Genomic DNA, 24180 nt, shown 5'->3' with positions numbered 1-24180 from the left:
AAACCGGGGTCAGAGTGCAATTTGGAATCAACAGGCCCGGAAATGCACGCTGGCCCCGGTTTGAGGCCAACCTCAGCCGCCCCGCTTCCTGGCGGTGGCCTGCTTGCGTCTGGCGGCGCGGGCGCGGTCGGCGGACTGGACGCCATGCGCCTTCAGGATCGCGGGAAGCAAGCCCGGAAAGCGCTGTTCGATCTCGGTGCAGCGGCTGGTGTTGTGCATTTCCACGCCATGCCGCTCGCTGCGCACCAGGCCCGCTTCCCGCAGCGCACGAAAGTGCTGTGAAAGCGTGGACTTGGGAATGCTGCGGTCACTGACCTGCAGGAAGTTCGAGCAGATGCTGGTGCACGCCGAGCCCGCCAGTTCCGCATAGATCGCCACCCGCACGGGATCGGACAGGGCATGCAGGATGCCCTCCACGGTGATGTCCTCGATCGACGGGTGAATCAGCGGTCTCATGGCGATCATCCTAGCAGCTCTTGACATCTGGTTCTTTAGTTCATAAGTTGCGAACTATTGAAGTAGAATCTTCCCCACCCCGCAACCCAGGACTGTCATGAGCAAGCTCACAGGTAAGGTCGCCATCGTCACCGGCGCATCCAAAGGCATTGGCGCGGCCATTGCCAAATCACTGGCCGCCGCCGGTGCATCCGTGGTCGTCAACTACGCCTCCAGCAAGGCCGGCGCCGAAGCCGTCGTCGCCGAGATCGACGCGGCCGGCGGCAAGGCGGTCGCCGTGCGCGGCGACGTCTCGAAGGCGGCCGACGCGAATGCCATCGTCGACGCGGCGATCGCGCAGTTCGGCCGGCTGGATATCCTCGTCAACAACTCCGGCGTCTACGGGTTCTCCCCGCTGGAGAGCATCACCGAGGAAGACTTCCACCGGCACTTCAACGTCAACGTGCTCGGCCTGCTGCTGACGACCCAGGCCGCCAGCAAGCATCTCGGCGAGGGCTCCAGCATCATCAACATCGGATCCGTCGTCACCCGCATCACCCCGCCGGGCAGCGCGATCTATACCGGCACCAAGGGCGCGGTGGACGCCATCACCGGCGTGCTGTCACGCGAACTGGGCCCGCGCAAGATCCGCGTCAACGCGTTGAACCCGGGCATGATCGAAACCGAGGGCACCCATGCCGCCGGGTTCATCGGCTCGGACTTCGAAGCTGGCGCCGTTGCGCAAACGCCACTGGGTCGCATCGGCCAGCCGAACGACATCGCCTCGATCGCCGTGTTCCTGGCTTCCGATGATTCCTACTGGCTCACCGGCGAGCAACTGCTTGCAGGTGGCGGCGTGCGCTGATCGGGCAACAGGCGCGTTCCGTCGATGGAAGGCGCCCGATATTGCGCAGCAAGACGCTGCGCGATATCGGGCTGTTGTCAGGCAGCGGCTTCGCGATGCGGCAGTTTCCAGTCGGGTCGCACGAAGTGGCAGGTATAGCAAAAACAAAAAACACGGGTCGGGTAAAAAGAAAAGTGCACTCTGACCCCGGTTTCAGGCCAGCTCGCGCTGCAGCCAGGCCCGCGCCAGCCGCCATTCGCGCTGCACGGTGCTGGTGGAGATCTCCAGCGCCATCGCGATCTGCTCCGCGCTCATGCCCATGAAGAAGCGCATCGCCACGATGTCCGCCTGGCGGCGGTCCAGCGTGGCCAGCATGTCCAAGCATTCGACCAGGGCGCTGTAGTCGACGCCGTCGGACAGCTCCATCGAGATCTCGGTGATCTGCAGGCGGTCGGCCTCGCGCGGCCGCTTGGCGGCGTTGCGACGGCGCGCCGAATCCACCAGCACCTCGCGCATCGCGCGCGCCGCCACGCCCAGCAGGTGCCGGCGGTTCGCCCAGTCCGGCGCCTGCGTGCCGCCGAAGACCTTGAGGTAGGCCTCGTTGACCAGCGCGGTGGCGCTCAGCGTGCGCTCCATCTGCTCGTTGCCGAGCTGGGCGCGGGCGATCCCGTGCAGCGCGTCGTACATCTGGCGCAAGGCCTCGTTCAAGGCCACCGGGTCGCCAGCCTGGGCGTCGCGCAACAGCCGGGTCACCTCGACCGTGTCGTTCAATGCTTCGCTCCTGTTCCTGCGGTCGCCTGCTCGGCGACCATCAGCGGCGCATCGTGACACGGCGCCGATGACGAATCGACTGCCGCAGCGGCCGGAGCCGGGCCACGGCACGATTCCCGCGGCGGCGTCGCGGACGCCTGCCCGGCCGCCGTGGCCGCCCGGCCGTGCCGCCGCGCGCCTGGCGCAGCCTGGCATCCAGCCGCGCCGCATCGGCCACGCCGCGGGACGCGGGTGCGGCCTTGCTCGCGCGGTTGAAGTCCGTCAGCTGCGCCAGCCACTGCGCCGCCTGCCCGGGATGCCCGTCGAGCAGGGCGGCCTCGCCCAGGCCGGCCAGCGTGCGGCCCCAGGCATCGGGCAGTTCCCGCGACCCCGACGTGCCCATCTGCGCCAGTGCCGCGCTGAAGTTGCGCATGGCCGAGGCCGCATCGCCCTGCGCCAGCGCCGCCTCGCCCAGCACGACCAGGGCGTTCGCGCGATTTTCCCGCGCCCACGGCGAACCGTCGCGCGCGCGCCGCTCCAGTTGTGCCAGCTGCGGTTGCAGCAGTGCCGCAGCGTCGGCGCTGCGTCCCATGTCCATGTACACCCTGGCCAGCCCGGTCAGCGTGTAGAGCTGGAAATCGGGCGACTCGTGCGCGAAGGACTGCGCCAGCTTCGCGGAACGTTCCAGCGCATCGCGTGCATCCGGCAGGCTGCCGAGTTGGTGCAGCGCCATGCCGAAATAGGTCAGCAGCCCGGACATGCCGGGGCCGACCGAGCCCACCTGCCGGTCGTAGTCGGCGATGGCGCGCCGGAACAGCTGCACCGAACCGGCGGGGTCCTGCCGCATCGACACCAGCGCCAGCACGAAGCGGTAGTAGACCAGCGCGGGGTCGTCCTGCACGTACAGGCGCTGCGCTTCATGCAACGCCTGCCGCGCGCTGGCGATCGCGCCGGCGTCGTCGTCCATCGCCCCCTGCGCCATCGCCAGCACGGCCTCGGCCTGCAGGTGCAGTTCGCGGTCCGGCTGCCTGCGCGCATCGAGCTGCGCAAGCACCTGACGCGTCTCGCGGGCAACCGATTCGGCCGTCTCGTTCGAGCCGCCCAGTTCGTTGTACAGCAGGTTGATGCGCACCCGCAGGATTTCATCGGCATGGTCGCCGGGCGCCTGCGCCAGCAGCTTCATCGCCGCCTGGTCCAGCGGGATCGCCGCGGACAGGTTGATCACCGTGGAATAGGCGCGCCCCAGCGCCGCCAGCACCTGTCCGCGCTCCAGCACGTCGGCGTCGTAGGACGCCTGCAGCTTGCGCGCCTCCTGCAACGGCGGAATCGCCTGGCCGCCCAGGCCGAGTTGGTTGTACGAACGCCCCATCGACAGCAGCAGGCTGACCCGCACCGGCGCCGGGATGTCCCGCTGCGACATCAGCGTGGCCGCGCCGCGGTCCAGCACCTCGCGCACCGTGACCTGGCTGCCGTGCGCGTGGGTGGGGTCGGCGTTCTCGAACAGGTTCTGCAGGAAGCCGGCGATCGCCGCGGTCTTGTCGCGCTCCAGCTCCAGTCGCCGCATCTGCTGCATCCGCTGCACCGCGAAGGACACCAGCAGCGCCAGCACCAGCGCCGCCGCGCTGGCGCCCACGGCATGCCGGCGCACGAACAGCCGCAGGTGATACCAGGCCGCGCCTTGCCGGGCGCGCACCGGCCGCGCGGCCAGGTAGCGCTGCAGGTCGGCGGCCAGCGCATCCACGCCGGCGTAGCGCTCGCAGGGATCGCGGCGCAGCGCCTTCATCACGATCGCGTCGATGTCCGCCGGCACCTCGTGCCACAACGACGTCGCACCGGACTTGCGCAGGCGCTTGCTCGGCGGCAACAGCTTGCCGGTGTCGATGGCCTGCGTCAGGCTCATCGGCGAAGCCTCGTCGCTGTCGCCGAACGGACGCAGCCCGCAGACCAGCTGGTACAGCACCACGCCCAGCGACCACACGTCGGCGCCGGTGCCCAGCGGCCGGCCGTGCAGCTGCTCGGGGCTGGCGTAGGCCAGGGTCAGGCTGCGCATGTCGGTCTGCGTCTGCGTGGCCGCCACGCCGCCGACATGGTCGAGCAGCCGGGCGATGCCGAAATCCAGCAGCTTCGGCTCGCCCTCGTCGGTCACCAGGATGTTGCCCGGCTTGAGGTCGCGGTGGATCACCAGGTGCTGGTGCGCGTAATGCACCGCCGCGCACACCTTGAGGAACAGCGCCATCCGCTCGCGCAGCGGCAACTCGTGGCGCTCGCACCAGCGGTCGATGCGCTCTCCCTGCACGTACTCCAGCGCCAGGAACGAGCGGCCGTCGCTGGTGGTGCCGCCGTCGATCAGGTGCGCGATGTTGGGATGGTTGAGCGTGGCGAGGATGCGCCGCTCTTCCGTGAAGCGCCGCAGCGGCTCGCATCCGGAGATGCCGCCGGTGTGCAGGAACTTGATCGCCACCCGCTGGCGCAACTCGTCCGACGTGCCCTCGCCCAGCGTTCGCTCGGCCAGATAGACCACGCCGCCGCCGCCCTCGCCCAGCCGGCGCAGGATGTGGTATCCGCTACTGCCCGCCGCGCTGATCAGGCTGCCGACGACATCCGTCGCCGCCGCCAGGCGCGGCAGGCTTGCGCAGCCCACGGTCGCCTCGGCGGCCTCCAGCATCCAGCGCACTTCGTCCCGCATGTCCTCGTCGCCGCGGCAACACGCGACCACGTAGGACTCACGCTCCGCCTCGGCCAGATCCAGCGCCGCCAGTGCGATCGGTTTCGCGCGGAGGTAACGTAATCGACGCTCCTCGTTCACAGCTTTTCCCCCTGTTCGCGTCGCTCCCTGGCACGCTTTCAGACCGGGAAGTATAGGCTTCCGCAAGCCCGGTGCGCATGTGCCGGACCCGCAGCGACACCCGCCTCCCGCCACCCGATCGGCGCCGCGCCGGCCCAGCATTGTGCGTACGCGGCACGACGCATATGCCGCAAGGCTCTAAACTGCCCGGATGCTCAAGATCGACACCCACGCGCACATCCTGCCCCGCGACTGGCCGAACCTCGCCGCCAAGTACGGCGACGAGCGCTTCCCGGTGATGACCCACACCGACGGCCGCCACCGCATCTACAAGGACGGCAAGTTCTTTCGCGAGGTGTGGGATTCGGCCTTCGACCCACAGACCCGCATCGACGACTACGCGCGCTTCGGCGTGGACGTGCAGGTGATCTCCACCGTGCCGGTGCTGTTCTCGTACTGGGCGCCGGGACACCAGGCGCTGGAGCTGCACCGGCACCTCAACGACCACATGGCCGGCATGTGCCGCGACTTCCCGCGCCACTACGCCGGCATCGGCACGGTGCCGCTGCAGGCGCCGAACCTCGCCGTGCGCGAGCTGGAGCGCTGCATCGACGAACTGGGCCTGCAAGGCGTGCAGATCGGTTCGCACTGCAACGACTGGAACCTCGACGCGCCGGAACTGTTCCCGTTCTTCGAGGCCGCCGCCGACCTCGGCGCCGCGGTGCTGGTGCATCCCTGGGACATGATGGGCATGGCCAGCATGCCGAAGTACTGGATGCCGTGGCTGGTGGGCATGCCCGCCGAGCAGTCGCGCGCGGCCTGCTGCCTCGCCTTCGGCGGCGTGCTGGAACGGCTGCCGAAGTTGCGCGTGATGCTCGCCCACGGCGGCGGCAGCTTCCCGTGGACGATCGGCCGCATCGAGCACGGCTTCAAGATGCGCCCCGACCTGGTGGCCACCGACAACCCGCGCAACCCGCGCGAATACCTCAAGCGCTTCTATTTCGACTCCTGCGTGCACGACGACCAGGCGCTGCGCTGGTTGCTGGATGTGACGGGCGTCGAGCAGGTGATGCTGGGCACCGACTATCCTTTCCCGCTGGGCGAACAGGAGCCCGGCAGCGGCATCGAGGCCCTCGGGCTGGACGATGCCTCCCGCGCCCGCCTGTTCCACGGCACCGCGCTGGAATGGCTGGGCCTGCCCAGGCACCGCTTCGCACCCGACACTACCGCCTGAGGGAATCTGCATGGGTTATCTGCGCTCGACCGTTTCCGCCATCGCGCTCGCCGTCGGCCTGCTGGCAACTGCTCCCGCCCCCGCCGCCGATGTCAGCATGGCCAACGGCAGCGTGAACTTCAGCACGCCGGACGGCTGGCTGGACATCATGCAGACCGACGGCGACCCGGAAGTGCGCGCGTTCCAGGTGCCCGACCCCTCGCCCACCGGCCATGTCGTGCTGGCCCGCGTCACGGTGACGGTGAAGCAGGTGCCCGACATCAACGGCTTCCGCGCCTGGATGGACCAGGCCACCGCCGCGGCGATGGCGCTGCCCGGCTACCAGACCGTGGCGAAGGCGCCCGAGCCGAACAGCTACAGCTACACCGCGCGCGAGGCCGGCGTTGCGTCCAGCTACCGCGAGCGCTACTGGTTCAAGGACGGCCGCGCGATCCAGCTGCGCTGCGTGCGTCCCCAGCAGAGCCAGGCCGGCGCCGCCTGGATCGCCGCGTTCGACCGCGGCTGCGATGCGGTCGCCGCACGGCTGCAGTAGGAGCGGCTTCAGCCGCGATGCAGTAGCGGCTTCAGCCGCGATACAACGCCGGGGTCGCGGCTGAAGCCGCTCCTACGGTCGGCACCCCACGCAGGAACCCCGATGTCCGACTACCAAGCCACCGCCGCCTGGGCCCAGGCCGCCGATGCGGCCGACCCGCTGCGCGCGTTCCGCGACGAGTTCCTGATCCCGCCACACGCGGGACATGACAGCGCCTATTTCTGCGGCAACTCGCTGGGCCTGCAGCCACGCGCGGTGCGCGCCGCGCTGACCGCCGAACTGGACGACTGGGCGCAGTTGGGCGTGGAAGGCCACTTCAAGGGTCGGCTGCCATGGATGGACTACCACGAGTTCGTGCGCGACCACCTCGCCGAAGTGGTCGGCGCGCAGCCGTCCGAAGTGGTGGCGATGAACACCCTGGGCGTGAACCTGCACCTGATGATGGTGAGCTTCTACCAGCCCACCGCCGAACGCCCCGCGATCCTGATGGAGGCCGGCGCCTTTCCCACCGATCGCTACGCGCTGGAATCGCAGGTGCGCTTCCACGGCCACGATCCCGCCGACGCCTTGATCGAACTCGAGCCCGACGAACCGAACGGCACGCTGTCGATCGCCGCGATCGAGCGCGCACTGGCCGAACACGGCCCGCGCATCGCGCTGGTGCTGTTGCCCGGCGTGCAATACCGCAGCGGTCAGGCCTTCGATCTCAAGGCGATCACGGAACTCGGCCACCGGCACGGCTGCACGGTGGGCTTCGACCTCGCGCACGCCGTGGGCAACCTGCCGATCCAGTTGCACGACAGCGGCGCCGACTTCGCGATCTGGTGCAGCTACAAGTACCTGAACTCCGGCCCCGGCGCGGTGGGCGGCGCCTTCGTGCACGAACGTCATGCGCGCGCCGTGCTGCCGCGCTTCGCCGGCTGGTGGGGCCACGACAAGTCGTCGCGCTTCCTGATGGGTCCCGAATTCGTGCCCACGCCCGGCGCCGACGGCTGGCAGCTCAGCAACCCGCCGATCCTCGCGCTGGCGCCGCTGCGCGTCTCGCTGGACATCTTCCATCGCGCCGGCATGGCCAAGCTGCGCGAGAAGTCGCTGCGGCTCACCGGCTACCTGGAGTGGCTGGTGAACACGCAACTGGCCGACGTGCTGGAGGTGGTGACGCCCGCCGACCCCGCACGCCGCGGCGCCCAGCTGTCGATCCGCGTGCTCGGTGGCCGCGCGCGTGGCCGCGCACTGTTCGATTACCTGATGGAGCACGGCGTGATCGGCGACTGGCGCGAACCCGACGTGATCCGCATCTCGCCCGCGCCCCTGTACAACCGTTTCGCCGACTGCCTTGCTTTCGCCAAGGCGGCGCAGGCGTGGGCCAGGACCTGACGGCGCAAGGTTCCGGCTACCGGGCCGTGCCCGCGGGCGGCGCGACCGGCGCGCTTGCGGCCGGGGCACCGAAGGTGGGCGTGTCCCGGTACTTCACCGGGATGGCCCATTCGGTGGCCACGTAGAAGATGATCCACGCGATCACGAACAGGAACAGCACCCACACCCAGGTCGGAATGGCCGAACGTGCCTCGGCGCGACGCGGATCGAACGGATCGCCGGCGCTGAACGCGTCCACCTTCAGCTGCAGCGTGCCGCTCTGGGTCGAGCCCGGCCTGAGGCCGGTCACCAGGATGCCGGGGCCGTTCTGCACGTGGAACGCGATCTCCTCGACGCCCTCGACGCCGTTCCGGTCCTCCGCGCGCACGATCAGGCGATGCGGGCCGTCTGCCAGCCGGCGGGTGTCCAGTTCGAGCTGGGTGGGCAACTCCTTGTCGATGACCGGTGCCGGGTCGTCGTCGATGTAAACGCGAACGTGCGGGTTGGGCATGGCGGTCTTCCTCAACGATCCCGGCGCAGGATGGAGTACTTCGGATGGTCCGGGCTGGATTCGCCCGGATGCGCCAGGTACTTGAACATCGCGATGAAGCACGCCAGCGTCGCCACCCCGACGACCACCGCCACCGCGACGATGCCCCACAGGGGTCCCATCAGCATGTTGTGCATGATTGCCTCCGCCTACTTGCCGCTTGCACGCAGCGCTGCCACAGCGGCCGGCGTCACCGGCTTGGCATGGTTGCCCCACGATGAGCGTTCGTAGTTGGCGATGTTGGCGATGTCGTCGTCGCTCAGCTGTCCGGCGAATGGCGGCATCACGCTGGAATATTTCACGCCGCCGATCACGACGCCGCTGGCGCCATGCAGCACGGTGCGGATGTGCAGCGTGGGGTCGTCGTTGTCCACCGCGGCATTGCCCTTGAGCGGCGGGAACGCACCCGGCACGCCCTCGCCGCTGGCCTGGTGGCAGGCCGCGCAATTGGCCTCGAACAATGCCTTGCCCTTGGTGGCGTCATATGCATGGCCACCCGCGGCCACCGGCACCGCTGCAGCGGTCGATGCCGCGGCGGGCTCGCCCGTGCCATGCACCGCATAGCCCGGGATCGGCTGCTGCTTCAGCGACAGCAGGTAGGCCACCAGCGCCTTCGCCTGTGGCGTGGGGACCACGTAGCCGTGTTTCGGCGCGAACTGCGCGGGCACCGGCACCGCCGTCTCGCCCGCGGGCAACTGGTCCGTCACGCGGAACAGGAACCTGAAGTTCGGCATGATCGACTGCGGCACCACCGCGCGCGGGTCGTACAGGTGGATGTACTGCCACACGTCGCTGGGCTTGCTGTTGCCCACGTTGGTGAGGTCCGGACCGGTGCGCTCGGAACCGAGCAGCTCCGGCGTCTGGTAGCTGAAATCACCCGGCGCGGAGGGACGGCCAAACACCTTGTCCTCCGGCAGCGGGCGCACCTGCTGGGTATGGCAATAGCCGCAGCCGTTGCCGGCGAACACCGCGCGGCCTTCCGCCTGCAACGGCGTCAGCGGCTGCACGCCGGGCCCGGGCGCGGTCCGCGACAGCTCGATCGCCGGGATCACCGCGATCAGCATCACGATCAGCACGTACAGGGCGAGCGCACCGCCGAAGATCACGAACATCTTCCGTGTCATGTTCATGCCGCCGCTCCTTCGGGCTCCATGATCGGCGAGGGCGCGTTGCCGGGCTTGCCCGCGGTCATGCGCCACACGTTCCATGCGAACACGAGATGCGACAGGAACATCAGGATGCCGCCCACGCCGCGCCACAGGTAGTACGGCGCCATGTCGACCACCGACTGGATGAACGGCACGCCATGCACCCAGTCCAGCCCCTGCAGGGTGCCGCCGATCGACAGCGCGATCACGTAGATCGACATGCCCACCAGCGCCAGCCAGAAGTGCATCGCCACGCCCAGTCGCCCAGGGTTCTTGCCGGTGGCCAGCGGCAGCAGCGCGTAGATGCCGCCCCACACCGCAAAGCTGACGAAGCCGTACATCGTCAGGTGCGAGTGGCCCACGGTGAAACTGGTGAAGTGCCACACCGCTTGCAGCGAGCGCAGCGCCTCGACCGTGCCCTGGGTCGAACCGACCAGGTAGCACAGCACGGCGATGAACAGGAACGCCAGCGGGTACGACTCGATGCGCCCGTGGTAGCGCCCGCGCATGGTCAGCAGGAAGTTCGCGCTGCCGCCCAGCACCGGCACCAGCATGCCCACGCTGCAGAGGATCGCGGTGGTCTGCAGCCACCACGGCAACGGACTGAACAGGAAATGGTGCCCGCCCAGCATCGGGTAGAACACCAGGTTGGTCCAGAACGCCAGCACGCCCAGCGCGTAGGAATAGATCGGCCGGTTCAGCACCTTGGGTATCGCGTAATAGAACAGCCCCAGCGCCAGCGGCGTGAACCACATGCCCACCGCGTTGTGCATGAAGTAGCCGGAGATGGCCACCTGGCCCAGGCCCTGCTGGTACCACGGCAGGATCGCCACCAGGCAGATCACGAGCGTCCACAAAAAGCCGCCGATGATGTACCAGTTGGACAGGTAGATGTCGTGCGAGGCACGCCGCGCGATCGTCGCCAGCAGGTTCCACACGGTGACCAGCAACGCGATGAAGAACACCAGCCGGATCGGCCATGGCCATTCGCGGTATTCGAGGTCGCCCCAGTTCCAGCCGAGGTCGAGCGCGATGGTGCCGGCCACCGCGGCGATGTTGAACAGCCACAGGCTGAGCCACGCGAGCCTCGTGCTGTACAGCCCCGTGCCGCAGCTGCGCGCGGTGACGTAGAACGCCGTGCCCACCAGGCCGATGCTGGCGAAGCCGTAGAACACGTCATTGGTGTGGATCGGGCGCAGCCGGCCGAACGTCAGGTATTTCCCCGCCCAGAAATCCGGCGCGCCGAACTTGAACGCCAGCAGCAGGCCCACCGCGGTGCCGAACAGCAACCAGAACGTGGCGCTGACGGTGTACGCCTTGAAGATCGCGGCGAGCGCACCATCGTCTTCCGCGCTGGTTCGCCCATGCGTGGCGCCGTCGCCTCCGGCGCCCGTATCCTGCACGGCCACTGCCATGATTCGCCTTCTCCCGGTCAGGATCCGGCACACGTCGCGGGAAACCTAGGCGCGTGTCGAGGTCGCCGCCATGCGATCCGCATGGCTGGAATCCCCGGAGTCTAGGCGCGCAGGCACGCTTTGCCTTGATGCAGGTCAATCGCAAAAATCCGCATCGACCACGTTCCCACGCAATATCCTGGCTGCGCGCATGCGCCGATCGCCACGATCGCGTGGCGCGCAATGGCCGACATGGATGAAGGACGGCCGCGCACTGCTCCAGCCCCTGGCTGGGTACGGCGCGTCCGGCGACTGGCGCGGGCCCGACGTGAGCCGCATCTCGCCCGTCCCCCCCGTACAGCCACCTTGCCGATGGCCCGACGTTCGCCGGGGTGGTGCCGGGGTGGTGCCGGCGTGGGCCCGCGGCTGAGCCGCTACACCGGCACCACCAGACCCACCTTGTCGCGCGCCATCACCACGTTCGTGGTGTAGCGGCGGATGTTCTCGTTTTCGAGCAGCAGGCGCCGGGTGAACGCCTCAAAGTCGGCCATGTCGTGCGCCACCACGACCAGCACGAAGTCGGTCCCGCCGGTGACGTAGTAGCACTGCTGCACGTTGGGGTCGGTGCGCGCCTGGCGACGGAACGCGTCGAGTACATCCGCGCGCTCGCGCTCCATCTCCACGCCGACGATGAAACCCATCGCCTGACCCACCGCCGCCGGGTCGACGACCGCGACCTCCGCGGTAATCACGCCAAGCTGGCGCAGGCGTTTGAGCCGCCGCTGCACGGCCGCTGCGGAGAGGCCGATGGCGGCGCCGATGTCCTCGCCGGTGGCGCGGGCGTCGCGTTGCACGCGCCGCAAGATCGCGCGATCGAAATCGTCGAGCAGGGGTTCTTCAGCCATGCCGCACCTTAGCGGCACCCGTCGCGGCGCGGCAACCGCGAACGGCCGAATTGTGCGGCCGAACCGCAGCACGAACCACGATCATGCCTGCACCCCGGAAACGGCCCCACCACTGGCAGGCACCGACATGATCGACCACCTCGAACTGCAAACCCGCGACCTCGACACCAACCTGCGCTTCTACGGCGACGTGCTCGCCCCGCTCGGCTACGAACGGAAGGTCGATGGCGCCGCCAAGGGTTTTGGCAACGACCGCGACCTGGATTTCTTCATCGTGGTCGGCGAGCCGTCGGCTCACGTCCACTTCGCGTTCGGCGTCGCCAGCCGGGCACTGGTCGACCGGATCTACGCTACGGCAGAGGCCGCGGGGCATCGGCTCGATCGCGCCCCCGCACTCGCCCCGCACATCCACCCGAACTACTACGCGGGCTACCTGCGCGACCCGGACGGACGCCTGATCGAATTCGTGTGCCATCAGCCGGAATGAACATCCAGACTGCGCCACATCCTTGAGCCTTCGGTCCTTCCCGTGCATCAGCGACGAGGTTTGCGCACGCGGCAATGGCGACGGCAATTGGCGCGAGCTCGACACGACTCCCATCCCTGCTCTGCCAAGCATCCATGCCCGGATCGAATATCACCGGTGCCTGATGGACTGTGCTAAACAGAGCAGACTTCAAGCGATCCACCGGATTGCTCGTTCCAATCGCTCGAACAGGGGAAGGTATGAGTGCACGCAGCGCCGTGATGGCAAGCCTCATCGTGGGTGTTCTCTTCGCGCAACCATGCGCCAGTCAGGAAGCGACCAAGCCGTTGGTCACCGATCCCGTCTACACGAAACCACAGCAGTTGGTGGACGTGGGGCATGGGCGTCGCATGAACATCTACTGTCTTGGCTCCGGTTCGCCGACCGTGATCTTGGATGCCGGCATGGGCGACTCCACAATTTCATGGGCACTAGTGCAACCGACCATCGCCAACAAGACGCGTGTCTGCTCCTACGACCGCGCTGGACTGGGCTTCAGCGACGGCCCGGATCGCCCGAGTACGGCGAACAACATTGCCGACGACCTGCACACGCTGTTGAAGGCCGCCCGCATCGCACCACCCTACGTATTGGTCGGCCACTCCGCCGCGGGCATGTACATCCGCGTGTATGCCGACCGCCACCCTAACGAGGTGGTCGGCCTGGTCTCTGTCGAAGGCTCGCACGAAGACCAATGGGTACGCGGATGGGCCATAGGCGCACCGGGGCAGCAGGCCAAGTGGGATGCCTTCCTGAAGGAATACGGCCGCTGCGTGGACGAGGCGAAACGCGGCCTCGTTCCGGGCACCCCGGCCTACAAGAAATGCGTCGGCGATCCCGATCCTCGCTTCAGCCCGGCCATCAACGCAGCGCAGGCGCGCTACGCCGCGACCGTGCGCTGGCAGGCCACGATCGCCTCCGAACGCGAGTCCGTGGCCTACGCGAGCGCCGACCAGACGCGGGCCACGCGCAAGCACTACGGCAACATGCCAATCATCGTGCTGACCCACTCGCCCTATCCGAAGGCGAAGGACGAGACTCAGGAGATCCGCAACCAGCGCACACTGTCGTGGGAGTCCCTGCACCTGGAAGTGGCCGCGATGTCCACACGCGGCGTGAACGAGATCGTGCCGAACTCCGGACACTACATCCAGTACGACCATCCACAGGTCGTGATCGATGCGGTGAATCAAGTCGTGGCAATCGCCAGGGAAGAACGGCAAGGATCGTCCGCGTCGAAATGATCGCTGTCGGTGGTTGAGGGTGGTGCAAGCTTGCGGCGGGATCGCAGGCTTGCACACCTCGCACGCGCGGGCCTACAGGCGCTCCGCCAGCGGGTACAGCTCGCGGTTCTCGCGCTGCACGCGCAGGTGCAGCGCCTTGAACACGCTGTTGGCGTCGTCGCGGAATTCCTGCGGGTCCGCGGCGATCCTGGCGGCCAGGCTCCAGCGCGCGGCGAACGCCATGTAGGCGGCGGCCAACCCGCCCATCTCTTCCTGGAACTGCCGGCCGGTTCGCGCGACGACCGGATCGGCCGCCCTGGCCAAGGCCGGATAGAGCATCCGGTCCTCCGCGGCGAGATGCAGCTTGATCGCGGAACTCATCGCCGACAGCTGCCGGTGGATGGCTACGGCCTGTTCGCTGATCCCGTGCTGCACCAGCTCGCGCAGGGATGTCACTGCCGCCATCAGATCCACGTGTTCCTTCCTGAATCGCTCGATGTCCACGTTGCGTCTCCCCTCCCGGCCGGCATGGCCCTGGTCGCTGTATCGGCGAAGCCGTGGCGGCGCTTGAGGGCCTGTCCGAAGGTTCGCCGCGGCCAGCGAGAGGTTGGAACCGACGACTATGCCGCCCCGACCGCCAGCAGGCCCTGCGCGAATTCGCGCACGTAGTCGAGGAAACGCCGCTGCACCGTGTTCAACGGGTTGTCCGAGCGGAAGGCGGCACGCAGGGTGACGTCGAGCTGCAGTTTCAGCGGGCGCATCTGCAGCGGTTCCTTGCTGCAGCGCGCGGTGAAGGGGTCCACCAGCGCCAGTCCGCCGCCGCGCGCGACCAGCGCGCAGGCCAGCTGGTAGGTCTGCACCCAGACGTTCGTGCGCGGCGCGGGATCGATCTTGGCCAGGTGACCTTGCAGCATGTTGCCCAGCGCATCCTGCACCGTGATGCCGATCATCGGCTGGCCGGCCAGCTCACCGATCGGCAGCGGCCGCGCGAGTTCGCGCGCCGACCACCAGCCCGGCGGCGCGACCACCATGATGTTGCCGTGGCACAGCGCCTGCTGGAGCAGGCCGTGGTGGCTCAGGTCCTGCAGCGTGAGCCCGATGTCGGTTTCGCGCAGCATCAGCGACTCGCACATCACCGCCGAGTGCTGGGTGTACAGCTCGACGATGGTGCCGGGGTAGACCTTGCCCAGCCGGGCGATCGCGTCTGGCACCACCACCTGCGCCAGCGTGGGCGTGCAGGTCACCCGCAGCGGGTGGCTCTCGGGCCGGGTGATGTTCGCCGAGAGGCGCTGCAGGTCGTACATCTCCCGCATGATGCGGTCGATGTGGTGGCGCATCAGCAGTGCCTGCTGGGTCGGTTGCAAGCGGCCGCGCACGCGGCTGAACAGCGCGAAGCCCAGGTGGTTCTCGGCCTGCTGCAAGGCCTTGCTCGCGGCCGGCTGCGAGATGTTCAGCAGGCTGGCCGCCCCGGTCAGGCTGCCGGTGCTCAGCACGGCATGGAACAACTCGATGTAGCGCAGGCGCATGGCCTTCCCTTCCGGTTCGCGGCGTGACTCGTTCGAGTGCAGCACATAACGTTTTTGCAGGCAAACTTGTGCCCGCAATGCATGGCGCATCCACAACCGTCGGTTATGCCTACTTGCCGTCTTTTCATTGGCGGCCCGCGGTGGCCGCTGACTATCCTCGTCGCGCCGCGCGATGCGGTACGCAACCTCATGGAGTCACGGCCCGCATGTCGAACCAAGGCGCAGAAACCGCAGTCCGCTGGGGGCCGCCCTACCTGCTGTACCTGGGCAGCGCGATCGACGACTTGTCGATCAAGACCGCGCGCGGACTGGCGTTCTGGCGGTCGGAGCATTGCCTCGGCCAGCACCGCCGCCCGGATTGCGCGGTGACGCTGGGCCTGCCCGACCTCGACTTCGCCCTGGCCAAGGCCCGCGGCGCCGACACCATGGTGATCGGTGCGGCGAATGCCGGCGGCGTGATGGGCCCGGAGATCGTCGCCGATGCCGTCGCCGCGCTGGACGCCGGGCTCAACGTGGTCTCCGGCCTGCACCACAAGCTGCGCGACAACGCCGACATCGTGGCCGCCGCGCGTCACAACGGCCGCGCGCTGTTCGACGCGCGCGCGCCGGGACCGGGCATCCCGGTCGGCAACGGCAAGCCGCGCGCCGGCCGGCGCCTGCTCACGGTAGGCACCGACTGCTCGGTCGGCAAGATGTACACCACGCTGGCGCTGGAGCGTTCGCTGCGCGCGCGCGGCTGCGCGGCGGATTTCCGCGCCACCGGGCAGACCGGCATCCTGATCGCCGGCGCGGGCATCCCGGTGGATTCGGTGGTCGCGGATTTCATCTCCGGCGCCGCCGAGGCGATCTCGCCCGCGCGCGACGACGACGGCTGGGACCTGATCGAAGGCCAGGGCTCGCTGTTCCATCCCTCCTACGCCGGCGTGTCGCTGGGCCTGCTGCACGGCTCGCAACCCGATGCGCTGGTGCTCTGCCACGAGCCGACGCGGCAGCACATGCGCGGCTTGCCGCACTACCCGATCCCGGAGCTGGTGGCCTGCATGGAAGCGAACCTTGCCGCCGCCCGCCTGACCAATCCCGCGGTGCGGCCCGTCGGCATCGCGCTGAACACCTCGAAGATGCCGGCAGGCGAAGCGCAGGCGGCCTGCGCACGGGTCGGCGCGCTGTTCGGATTGCCCTGCCAGGATCCGGTCACCATGGGCGTCGAGGCGATCGCGGACAACCTCCTTGCATGCTTCCCGGGGTGAACTAAGAGCCTGTTCAATGTCTCCGCGTAGCTCGCGTTGCCCTCGAATGGCCGTCAGGTGGTGGCGCGTGGCGCAGCGCCTGCCTGGCTGGCAGGCCAAGCCGCGCGCCGCCGCATGGCGGCCATTCGAGGGCAACCCACCGGGCCGGGTCTGTTTGCCCACATACCTGCGTCATCACTCGGTCGTGGACGGACGTCCACTCCTTCGCTCTTCCTTGGTCTGCGTGCAAACAGCTCCCGGCGCGGGCCACGCGGAGACATTGAACAGGCTCTTACGGCATAGTGCAGAAACGCCCGCCGTCGCCCGGGACCACTGCGCGTGCTGATACTCGACTCGATCCAGACGCTGGCCTGCGGCGGGCTGTTCCTGCTGGTCGGCTACGCGATCCGTCGGCACGTGCCACTGCTGATGCGTTTCAGCATTCCCGCGCCGGTGATCGGCGGCCTGCTGGTGGCGCTGTTCATGCTCGCGTGCAGGCACTGGGACGTCACGCCGATACGCTTCGACACCGCGTGGCAGCAGCCGCTGATGATCGCGTTCTTCACCGGCATCGGCTTCAACGCCAGTGCGAGCCTGCTCAAGGTCGGCGGCCGCCAGATCCTGCTCTTCCTCGCCCTGGCCAGCGTGCTGGCGGTGGTGCAGAACCTGCTGGGCATAGCCATGGCCAAGGCCTTCGGCCTGCCGCCGCTGTTCGGCGTGATCACCGGCTCGGTCACGCTCACCGGCGGCCCTGCCACCGGGATGGCCTTCGCGCCGCTGTTCGAGAAGGTCGGCGTGCATGGCGCGCAGAGCGTGGCGCTGGCCAACGCGATGGCCGGCATCGTGCTCGGCTCCATTTTCGGCTCGCCGATCGCGGCGATGCTGATCGAACGCCATGGCCTGCGCCCGGCTTCCGCAACAACCGCAGGCGCGGACACTCCTGCACCGATGGCGGCGACGGCACCCGAGCAGCGCACCGTCGATCCGGCCTACGGCGGGCTCAAGAGCCTGGTGTACATGCTGCTGGCGATGGGCATCGGCGCGTGGATCGGCGACGGCCTGGGCCGGCTGGGCGTGACCCTGCCGAGCTACATCGGCGCGATGCTGGTCGGCGCGATCATCCGCAACATCGACGACCGCCTGGGCTGGTTCGGGCTGTCGACGCGCGCGATGGAACTGATCGGCAACACCGCGCTCTCGCTGTTCCTCGTCGTGGCGCTGATGGACCTGCATCTGTGGGATCTGGCCGGCCTGGCGCTACCGCTGCTGGCGAACCTGGCGGTGCAGTCGATCCTGGTGCTGGCGTTCTGCTGCTGGCCGCTGCTGCAGTTGATGGGGCGCGACTACGACGCCGCCGTGATGGCCAGCGGCTTCACCGGCTTCATGCTGGGCACCACCGCGAACGCCGTGGCCTGCATGAGTTCGCTGACCGAACGCTACGGCCCCGCGCCGCGCGCGTTCCTGGTGGCGCCCGTGGTGGGCGCGTTCCTGATCGATTTCACGAACGCGATCATCATCACGGGCTTCGTCAACGCCTGGCATTGACGGCTTGTGGCTTGAGGAAGTGTGATCGATCGTCAAACAACAGAGCGGTTTCGGACGCCTTCGGCGCCCGAGTCACTTCTCTTTGCTGGCCCACGCCACCGCAGGAGCGGTGGCGAACGGCGCAGCCGGCCCGAAGGGCGGAGGGCGGGATGCCCGGAGTCAAGAGAAGTAACCAAGAGAAATGGCCTGATTCAACCCGCCGGAATTACAAGCAGGACGTTTCGAGGTTTTTGGAGCCATTCCCGCCTACGCGATACACAGTGCGGCCATACCGCGCCGTGCTCGATGGCTGAGGAAAGAAGTCCTGCCGCGCTTCGCTTTGTTTTGCCTTGCTCTGGCCGTTGCTTCTGCGCGCAGGAGCGCGCTGCTTTTCCGGGGCCCCTATGCGGCGGTGAGGTGGGGACGATCAGGCCGCGCAGCGGGCGAGGCCATGGATGGACTCGCCTTTTCGACCGGACAGGAGTCCGGCCGAAAAGCCCGGCCACGCCTCACGTACTCGGAGGGCAGGATGCCCGGAGAGCGCCGCATCGGGGTGTCGTTTTCTCTTGGCTACTTCTCTTTTGGACAAGCAAAAGAGAAGTAGCTCGGGCGCCGACAGGCGTCCGAAACCGCTTTGAAGCTTGCAAGAGCCCCCTCTCCCCATACCCCTCTCCCGCAAGTGGGAGAGGGGGCGCAAGGCAATGGCTCACCGCTTCGGCGCGAGGATCTCACCCAGGTAATCCGGCGTGCCGGGTATGCGCACCAGGTGCGGATACTTCAACCCGCCGTCGTAGTGCAGCGCATGCGTGCGGCTGACGCCGTCGATCTGTGCCTGGACCCGGATCGGCTGCCGGTCCTTTTGCGCGCGCACGATCGCGTCGCGCAGGACGCGCGGGGTGTAGGCGTGCCCGTCGATCGCCTGCAGCTTCATGCCCGGTGCGAGTCCCGCCTTGAAGGCCGGGCCTTGCCACAACACGTCCATGATGCTGCCGTCGTGGTTGATGAACAGCCCCACCGAGAACGTCTCGTCGACGCCCGACGCGCTGAACTCGCTCTTGCCCACGTTCTCGACAGCGTTCTGGTAGCGCGAAGGCGTATCGGTGTAGACCAGCTTCCAGCCGCTCTGCTCGATGCCGGACAGCAGCGGCACTTCGTCGCCCACGCCGTCCATCCAGCCGTGCAGGAATTTCGCCCAGTCCCAGGGCTGCACCGTGTTCAGGCCGGCGACGACGTCGTCGAAGGTGTAGGTGCGGGTGACGTAGCTGCCGTCGTCCTTGCCGAAGAAGTCTTTCGCGAAATCGTCCAGCGTGCGCTTGTCGTGGCTGAGCGCGCGGATCTTCGTGTCCACCGCCAGCCACAGCAACTGGCCTTCGCGGTAGAAGTCGGTGGCGCGGCGCCAGTTCACCCAACCCATGTCCCCGCCGTACAGCAGCTGTGCGGCCCGGGTGGTGTCCGACAACGGCCGCCATTCGCGGCCGGGGCGATGCGCGAACGTCGCCGCGCGATACGCCAGCGCCTCGCGCCATTCCTGCGCCGACCACAGGCCGCTGCGCGCGGTCAGCGCGTCGCCCAGGTAGACCGTGAGGCCCTCGTACACCCACAGCCCGTCGGCGATCTCGGGCTGCTCGAAGTCGGGCTGCCACAGGCCTTCCGGACGCATGAATTTCCCGTTCCACGAATGCGTGTACTCGTGCGGCAGCAGCGAACCGTCGAGCATGAAATGTTCCGGGTCGGCGAACATGCGCGAGCCGCCACGTGCGCGGTCGTCGCTGGACTGGTGGTGCTCCAGGCCGCCGACCGAGGTGTGGTCACTCAGCGTCAGCAGGAAGTGGTAGTTCGTGTAGTGGTGCGACTTGAACAACGCCTGCGCCTGCACGACCAGGTTGCGGTAACCCTGAAGCTGTTCGGGCGTGATCTGCAGTGCGGCCTCGCTGTCGCCCACCATGTCGAGCCAGCGATGCACGCCGGAGCCCGCCGGGGTGATGTCGATCTGCCGGAAGTGCTTGCCGGCGATCACCGGCGAATCGACCAGCGTGTTGAACGGCACGGGCTTGAAGCGGACACGCCCGCCGTCGCGCGTGGCGGTTTCCAGCGCGGTGCCGTAGTTCCAGTCCGCGGGCATCACCAACGTGGGCTCGAACATCTGCGCCTTGGTCGGCTCGCCCGCGCGGTACAGCGCCACGTGGTCCCAGGTGAGATCCATCAGGTTCGGCGTGATCCGGTCCGTGTCCGGAAACTGGAAGCGGATGTCGAGACTGTCCACGCCGGCCGGCACATCGAGGTGGAAGGTGAACATGTCCACGGCGTCGCGCCGCCATGCGATGCGCTTGCCGCCGGCGCTGATTTCGAGCCCCATCATCGTGCCGATGGGGCCGTCCGGCGCATGGTCGCCCGGAATGTACTTCGGGTAGTACAGCGTGAGCTTGCCGGGCGCGACCGGCATCGTCTCGTGCACGTACAGCACTTTCTGCGCCGGATCGGGCAGGCTCACCACCAGTTCGACGGACTTGGCGGGAACGCCTGCATCCGCATGCGCGATGCAGGATGCGGACGCGACGAGGGCAAGCGTGCCCAGTAGCAATGGCCATCGTTTCATGCGTTTCCCCGGTGCGCGAATGGAATGCGTGTGCGCCGAATGGAACGCCTCGCGAGAAAAATTTCAAGCGCCGAATGGCACGCATAACCCTCAGTTATGGCGCGCGCAAGATTATTCATTGGCGACTGTCGCTCGCTGCGGACTACGCTCGGTGACGCACTGTGAGCATGGAGGATGTCCGCTCGATGTGCGTCGCAGCAAGGCACGGGCCTCGTCCACGAGACGTCGCCGCGCCGCATCCATGCCGCGACGCCGCCGTGTTCCGGCACGCCAGGTCCACGTTCGATCCGCCCGCCCCGCTGCTGCCGGAGCCGGCACGCAAACCATCCATGACGAGGGGTCATCGATTGGCTGACAAGGGCATGGCGACGGCTGCGACCAACAGGGTTACGCAAGCCCTCGCTCCGCACGCGATGCGATGAAACAACGGGCCCTGACGGGCCGCAAGCCGCCGCACCTGGCGTTTCACCACAGTGGAGTGCATACATGAAGGGCAAATCCCGGCGCTCGCCGTACCGCAACGACGTCTTCCGGCGCAAGGCGCTGCCCCTTGCCATCGGCCTGCTTGCCTGCGGCGCCGCAGGCACGGCCTGGGCACAGGCGACCAACGGCACCATCTACGGTTCGGTGCCGGTGGCACCGGGCGAAACCATCCAGATCACCGGCGCCGGCGGCTTCAACCGCAGCATCCCGGTGAGTGCATCGGGCAGGTATTCGATCACCCTGCCGGTCGGCACCTACACGGTGTCGCTGCTGCAGGACGGCAAGGTCGTGCAGAGCCGCACCGACGTCTCGCCGGTGGCGGCGGGCGCGGTGGCCGTCGATTTCGCGGCCGGCGCCGCGAACGCGGTGAACCTCAATGCAATCAAGGTCACGGCCAACGTCACTCCGCCGATCGACGTGACCACCACCAACCAGGTCACCACGATCACCTCCAAGCAGTTGCAGCAGCTGCCGCTGGCGCGCACCGCCGAAGACATCGCCCTGCTGGCACCGGGCGTCAACATGGGCTCGCCCGAACTGGGCACCGGCCCGCTGGGCACGCCGATGAACGTGTTCGGTGGCGCCTCCACAGCGGAGAACGCTTACTACGTCGACGGCATGAACGTCACCGAGGCGCTCAACAACTCGGGCGGCGTCACCCTGCCCTACGGCGCGATCGAACAGCAGCAGACCTACATCAGCGGTTATGACGCTCGCTACGGCCGCTCCATCGGCGGCGTGATCAACCAGATCGGCAAGAGCGGCACCAACGACTGGCACTTCGGCGCGCGCGTGCTGTGGCAGCCGGCCAGCCTGCGTGCCAGGCCGGACAACCTCCGCTACGCCAATCCGCTGATGGCAGGCGATCCGGCCTACTCGCCCGGCGATCTGGCCGTGTACCGCAACGCCGACCGGGCCCAGGAGACGATCTACGACGCCTACGTCAGCGGCCCGCTGATCAAGGACAAGCTGTTCTTCTTCCTGAGCGCGGAGAAGGACGACAGCCGGTATCGCAACACCCCGGAGTTCGGCAACGGCGTCACCAGCCTGTTCAGCGTGCATGACCCGAAATTGTTCGGCAAGCTGAACTGGAACATCAACGACAGCAACGTGCTGACGCTGAGCTACCTGCAGAACGCGCACCAGACGCAGGGCACCTACTACAACTTCGACTACGGCACGCTGCAGAAAGGCGATTTCGCCTACCTCGGCCAGTACAACAAGACCGTGTTCAAGATGGGGGTGCTGAACTACACCTCCTACATCACCGACGACATCACGCTGAACGCCACCTACGGCAAGATGCACGGCCAGTACTACTCGACGCAGCCCGCTTACCCGGGCTACGACCCCGAGTTGCCGCACATCGCCAGCGCATCCGTGCAGGATCCGCGCTTCGCCCCGCCGGGCGGCATCATCAATGCGCAGTCCAATTCCACGCTCGCCGATCCCGACCATCGCGAGTCGATCACCAACTACCGCCTCAGCCTCGACTGGAAGCTGGGCAGCCACGACCTTCAGGTCGGCATCGACAACATCAATTCCTACGACCTCAACGACGGTTCGCAAAACACCGGTCCGGGCTATCAGTGGATATACGGCGCGGCCGATCCGGGCACACCGGTGTTCGGCCTCGATCCCAACGTGCCGCCTTATGTCGCGCCATCCAACCAATGCGCCGTCGGCCCCGACGGCAAGACCCACTGCTACTACGTGCAGCAGCACACCGACCTCAGCGTCGCCAGCGTGCGCGTGACGCAGCGCGCCCAGTACGTGATGGACAACTGGCAGGTCACTCCGAACCTGCTGCTGAACCTGGGCCTGCGCAACGACCAGTTCGTGAACTACGACGCCTCCGGCGTGCCCTACATCCGCGAGACCAAGCCGCAGTGGGCGCCGCGCCTGGGCTTCAGCTGGGACGTGCACGGCGATTCCACGCTGAAGGTGTTCGGCAACGCCGGCCGCTATTTCCTCTCGTTGCCGACCAACGTGGCCTTGTCCATCGCCGCACCGGTGACGAATGCGGGCATCTACGGCACCTACACCGGCATCGACCCGGTGACCGGCGTGCCGACCGGCTTCACACCCCTGCCGCAAACCCCGTCGACCGGCGTATCGATCGACAACGAGTACGGCCAGGCGAAGGATCCGCGCGTCTCCGCGGCGCGCAACGCCAAGGCCGAGTTCTCCGACAACTACGTGCTGGGCCTGCAGCAGCAGTTCAAGATGCTGGGTACGGATTGGGTGTTCAGCGCCACCGGCACCTACCAGAAGATGAATCGCATCATCGACGACTTCGACGACGAGCAGATCGAATGCGCCGCCGGCCGAGCGCAGGGCTATGCGTGGATGACGCCGCAGGACTGCTCCAACTACGCGCAGAGCCTGGTGCTGATCAACCCGGGAGCGACCAACTACCTCTGGATGAAGGATCCGAACGGCGGTCTCGTGCCGGTGACGCTCAGTGGCACCGACCAGCGCTTCCCGAAGGGGCCGGAACGCCGCTACCTCTCGCTGGACCTGTCGCTGGAGCACGCCTGGGACGGCAAGTGGTTCGCCAAGTTCGACTACGTGTTCGCGCGCACCTGGGGCAACACCGAAGGCCCGGTGAGCACGTATTCGCAGCAGGGCGGCTCCTACGAATCGCTCACCACCGCATGGGACTTCCCGGAGCGCATGGAGTGGTCGGGCGGCGTGCTGCCGAACAGCCGCAAGCACCAGTTCAAGATCTTCGGCGCCTACGCGCTCACCCCGGAATGGACGGTCGGCGCCAACCTGTACATCACCTCGGGCACGCCGGTGATGTGTCGTGGTGCCTATGGCCCGAATCAGGTCCGCCTGCACGGTTCACGCACCTATTACTGGTGCGGCGGCGTACCCGTTCCACCCGGCTCGCTCGGCACCACGCCGTGGGTCCACGACATCGATCTCAGCGTTGACTACAAGCCGAAGTGGGCGCAGCAGAAACTCGATTTCAACCTCTCCGTGTTCAATGTGCTGAACGACCAGACGACGATCTTCTACAACGACTTCTTCGGCACCACCAGCAGCCCCAATTCGGACTACGGCCGCATACAGGACACCCATCCGCCGCGCAGCGTGCGCTTCTCCGTCTCCTACGATTTCTGATCTTCATGCAGGCA

The 24180-nt window shown here is 67.6% G+C and carries 20 protein-coding genes; 9 read left to right on the top strand and 11 right to left on the bottom strand.

Annotation, left to right across the window (positions count from 1 at the left end; genetic code table 11):
- Positions 1 to 72: 72 nt before the first annotated feature.
- Positions 73 to 417, bottom strand: a complete 345-nt coding sequence (locus AB7878_RS14820; protein ID WP_369495094.1) for an ArsR/SmtB family transcription factor — start codon at positions 415 to 417, stop codon at positions 73 to 75.
- Between the two features lie 136 nt (positions 418 to 553).
- Here AB7878_RS14820 and AB7878_RS14815 point away from each other — a divergent pair, with 136 nt between their 5' ends.
- Positions 554 to 1300: a glucose 1-dehydrogenase gene (locus tag AB7878_RS14815; RefSeq protein ID WP_369495093.1), complete on the top strand. Its 747-nt coding sequence runs from the start codon at positions 554 to 556 to the stop codon at positions 1298 to 1300.
- A 192-nt stretch (positions 1301 to 1492) separates the two neighbouring features.
- Here the strand turns inward: AB7878_RS14815 and AB7878_RS14810 are convergent, their stop codons facing one another.
- Together AB7878_RS14810 and AB7878_RS14805 are read right to left on the bottom strand one after the other, a co-directional pair.
- Positions 1493 to 2050 (bottom strand): ECF-type sigma factor, encoded by a 558-nt coding sequence (locus AB7878_RS14810; protein ID WP_369495092.1) that lies wholly within the window; start codon positions 2048 to 2050, stop codon positions 1493 to 1495.
- Positions 2051 to 2090: 40 nt separating this feature from the next.
- Positions 2091 to 4835, bottom strand: a complete 2745-nt coding sequence (locus tag AB7878_RS14805; protein ID WP_369495091.1) for a serine/threonine-protein kinase — start codon at positions 4833 to 4835, stop codon at positions 2091 to 2093.
- Positions 4836 to 5025: 190 nt separating this feature from the next.
- Here AB7878_RS14805 and AB7878_RS14800 point away from each other — a divergent pair, with 190 nt between their 5' ends.
- From AB7878_RS14800 to kynU, 3 genes are all read left to right on the top strand, one after another.
- Positions 5026 to 6048, top strand: a complete 1023-nt coding sequence (locus AB7878_RS14800) for an amidohydrolase family protein (RefSeq protein ID WP_369495090.1) — start codon at positions 5026 to 5028, stop codon at positions 6046 to 6048.
- Between the two features lie 10 nt (positions 6049 to 6058).
- Positions 6059 to 6580, top strand: a complete 522-nt coding sequence (locus AB7878_RS14795; protein ID WP_369495089.1) for a hypothetical protein — start codon at positions 6059 to 6061, stop codon at positions 6578 to 6580.
- Between the two features lie 102 nt (positions 6581 to 6682).
- Complete coding sequence (kynU, locus tag AB7878_RS14790; RefSeq protein WP_369495088.1) at positions 6683 to 7957, top strand: kynureninase; 1275 nt, start codon at positions 6683 to 6685, stop codon at positions 7955 to 7957.
- Between the two features lie 16 nt (positions 7958 to 7973).
- Here the strand turns inward: kynU and AB7878_RS14785 are convergent, their stop codons facing one another.
- The 5 genes from AB7878_RS14785 to AB7878_RS14765 all read right to left on the bottom strand — a co-directional run bounded on the left by AB7878_RS14785 (position 7974) and on the right by AB7878_RS14765 (position 11933).
- On the bottom strand, positions 7974 to 8447 hold the full coding sequence (locus AB7878_RS14785) for a cytochrome C (protein WP_369495087.1): 474 nt from the start codon (positions 8445 to 8447) through the stop codon (positions 7974 to 7976).
- An 11-nt stretch (positions 8448 to 8458) separates the two neighbouring features.
- Complete coding sequence (locus AB7878_RS14780; protein ID WP_369495086.1) at positions 8459 to 8623, bottom strand: hypothetical protein; 165 nt, start codon at positions 8621 to 8623, stop codon at positions 8459 to 8461.
- Positions 8624 to 8635: 12 nt separating this feature from the next.
- Positions 8636 to 9616, bottom strand: a complete 981-nt coding sequence (locus tag AB7878_RS14775; protein WP_369495085.1) for a cbb3-type cytochrome c oxidase subunit II — start codon at positions 9614 to 9616, stop codon at positions 8636 to 8638.
- Positions 9613 to 11049 (bottom strand): cbb3-type cytochrome c oxidase subunit I, encoded by a 1437-nt coding sequence (locus AB7878_RS14770; protein ID WP_369495084.1) that lies wholly within the window; start codon positions 11047 to 11049, stop codon positions 9613 to 9615. Before AB7878_RS14770 ends, AB7878_RS14775 begins: the two co-directional genes overlap by 4 nt.
- Before the next feature lie 413 nt (positions 11050 to 11462).
- Positions 11463 to 11933, bottom strand: a complete 471-nt coding sequence (locus tag AB7878_RS14765; protein ID WP_369495083.1) for an Lrp/AsnC family transcriptional regulator — start codon at positions 11931 to 11933, stop codon at positions 11463 to 11465.
- Between AB7878_RS14765 and AB7878_RS14760 the strand changes: the two genes are divergently transcribed.
- Positions 11932 to 12420 (top strand): VOC family protein, encoded by a 489-nt coding sequence (locus AB7878_RS14760; RefSeq protein ID WP_369495082.1) that lies wholly within the window; start codon positions 11932 to 11934, stop codon positions 12418 to 12420. The two genes, AB7878_RS14765 and AB7878_RS14760, sit on opposite strands and share 2 nt — an antisense overlap.
- 239 nt (positions 12421 to 12659) lie before the next feature.
- Positions 12660 to 13703, top strand: coding sequence for an alpha/beta hydrolase (locus tag AB7878_RS14755; RefSeq protein WP_369495081.1), 1044 nt, complete (start codon positions 12660 to 12662; stop codon positions 13701 to 13703).
- Positions 13704 to 13775: 72 nt separating this feature from the next.
- Here AB7878_RS14755 and AB7878_RS14750 read toward each other — a convergent pair whose 3' ends face one another.
- On the bottom strand, positions 13776 to 14186 hold the full coding sequence (locus AB7878_RS14750; RefSeq protein WP_369495080.1) for a hemerythrin domain-containing protein: 411 nt from the start codon (positions 14184 to 14186) through the stop codon (positions 13776 to 13778).
- A gap of 116 nt (positions 14187 to 14302) precedes the next feature.
- On the bottom strand, positions 14303 to 15208 hold the full coding sequence (locus AB7878_RS14745; protein WP_369495079.1) for a LysR family transcriptional regulator: 906 nt from the start codon (positions 15206 to 15208) through the stop codon (positions 14303 to 14305).
- Between the two features lie 206 nt (positions 15209 to 15414).
- Between AB7878_RS14745 and dgcN the strand changes: the two genes are divergently transcribed.
- Both dgcN and gltS read left to right on the top strand, forming a co-directional pair.
- The gene (gene dgcN / locus AB7878_RS14740) at positions 15415 to 16455 is read left to right on the top strand and encodes an N-acetyltransferase DgcN (protein WP_369495078.1); all 1041 of its coding nucleotides are present in this window, start codon (positions 15415 to 15417) and stop codon (positions 16453 to 16455) included.
- Between the two features lie 318 nt (positions 16456 to 16773).
- Positions 16774 to 17979, top strand: a complete 1206-nt coding sequence (gltS, locus tag AB7878_RS14735) for a sodium/glutamate symporter (protein ID WP_369495077.1) — start codon at positions 16774 to 16776, stop codon at positions 17977 to 17979.
- A gap of 685 nt (positions 17980 to 18664) precedes the next feature.
- On the opposite strand, the gene AB7878_RS14730 is transcribed toward gltS, so the two are convergent.
- Entirely contained in the window at positions 18665 to 20554 is a 1890-nt protein-coding gene (locus AB7878_RS14730; protein WP_369495076.1) for a M61 family metallopeptidase, read from the bottom strand.
- 486 nt (positions 20555 to 21040) lie between these two features.
- Between AB7878_RS14730 and AB7878_RS14725 the strand changes: the two genes are divergently transcribed.
- Positions 21041 to 24166 carry a TonB-dependent receptor gene (locus tag AB7878_RS14725; protein WP_369495075.1) on the top strand — a complete coding sequence of 1042 codons (3126 nt, stop codon included), beginning with the start codon at positions 21041 to 21043 and terminating at the stop codon, positions 24164 to 24166.
- Positions 24167 to 24180: the final 14 nt, after the last annotated feature.

Source organism: Rhodanobacter humi (genome assembly GCF_041107455.1).
GTDB lineage: Bacteria > Pseudomonadota > Gammaproteobacteria > Xanthomonadales > Rhodanobacteraceae > Rhodanobacter_A.
The sequence above is the reverse complement of the archived record's forward strand: the minus strand, read 5'-3'. Positions and strand labels throughout refer to the sequence as shown.

Excerpts from the sequence above, each read along its gene's own strand:
- AB7878_RS14815 (WP_369495093.1), top strand. The coding sequence starts at position 554 with ATGAGCAAGCTCACAGGTAAGGTCGCCATCGTCACCGGCGCATCCAAA.
- AB7878_RS14800 (WP_369495090.1), top strand. The coding sequence starts at position 5,026 with ATGCTCAAGATCGACACCCACGCGCACATCCTGCCCCGCGACTGGCCG.
- AB7878_RS14795 (WP_369495089.1), top strand. The coding sequence starts at position 6,059 with ATGGGTTATCTGCGCTCGACCGTTTCCGCCATCGCGCTCGCCGTCGGC.
- kynU (WP_369495088.1), top strand. The coding sequence starts at position 6,683 with ATGTCCGACTACCAAGCCACCGCCGCCTGGGCCCAGGCCGCCGATGCG.
- AB7878_RS14785 (WP_369495087.1), bottom strand. The coding sequence starts at position 8,447 with ATGCCCAACCCGCACGTTCGCGTTTACATCGACGACGACCCGGCACCG.
- AB7878_RS14780 (WP_369495086.1), bottom strand. The coding sequence starts at position 8,623 with ATGCACAACATGCTGATGGGACCCCTGTGGGGCATCGTCGCGGTGGCG.
- AB7878_RS14775 (WP_369495085.1), bottom strand. The coding sequence starts at position 9,616 with ATGAACATGACACGGAAGATGTTCGTGATCTTCGGCGGTGCGCTCGCC.
- AB7878_RS14770 (WP_369495084.1), bottom strand. The coding sequence starts at position 11,049 with ATGGCAGTGGCCGTGCAGGATACGGGCGCCGGAGGCGACGGCGCCACG.
- AB7878_RS14760 (WP_369495082.1), top strand. The coding sequence starts at position 11,932 with ATGCCGCACCTTAGCGGCACCCGTCGCGGCGCGGCAACCGCGAACGGC.
- AB7878_RS14765 (WP_369495083.1), bottom strand. The coding sequence starts at position 11,933 with ATGGCTGAAGAACCCCTGCTCGACGATTTCGATCGCGCGATCTTGCGG.
- AB7878_RS14755 (WP_369495081.1), top strand. The coding sequence starts at position 12,660 with ATGAGTGCACGCAGCGCCGTGATGGCAAGCCTCATCGTGGGTGTTCTC.
- AB7878_RS14745 (WP_369495079.1), bottom strand. The coding sequence starts at position 15,208 with ATGCGCCTGCGCTACATCGAGTTGTTCCATGCCGTGCTGAGCACCGGC.
- dgcN (WP_369495078.1), top strand. The coding sequence starts at position 15,415 with ATGTCGAACCAAGGCGCAGAAACCGCAGTCCGCTGGGGGCCGCCCTAC.
- AB7878_RS14730 (WP_369495076.1), bottom strand. The coding sequence starts at position 20,554 with ATGAAACGATGGCCATTGCTACTGGGCACGCTTGCCCTCGTCGCGTCC.
- AB7878_RS14725 (WP_369495075.1), top strand. The coding sequence starts at position 21,041 with ATGAAGGGCAAATCCCGGCGCTCGCCGTACCGCAACGACGTCTTCCGG.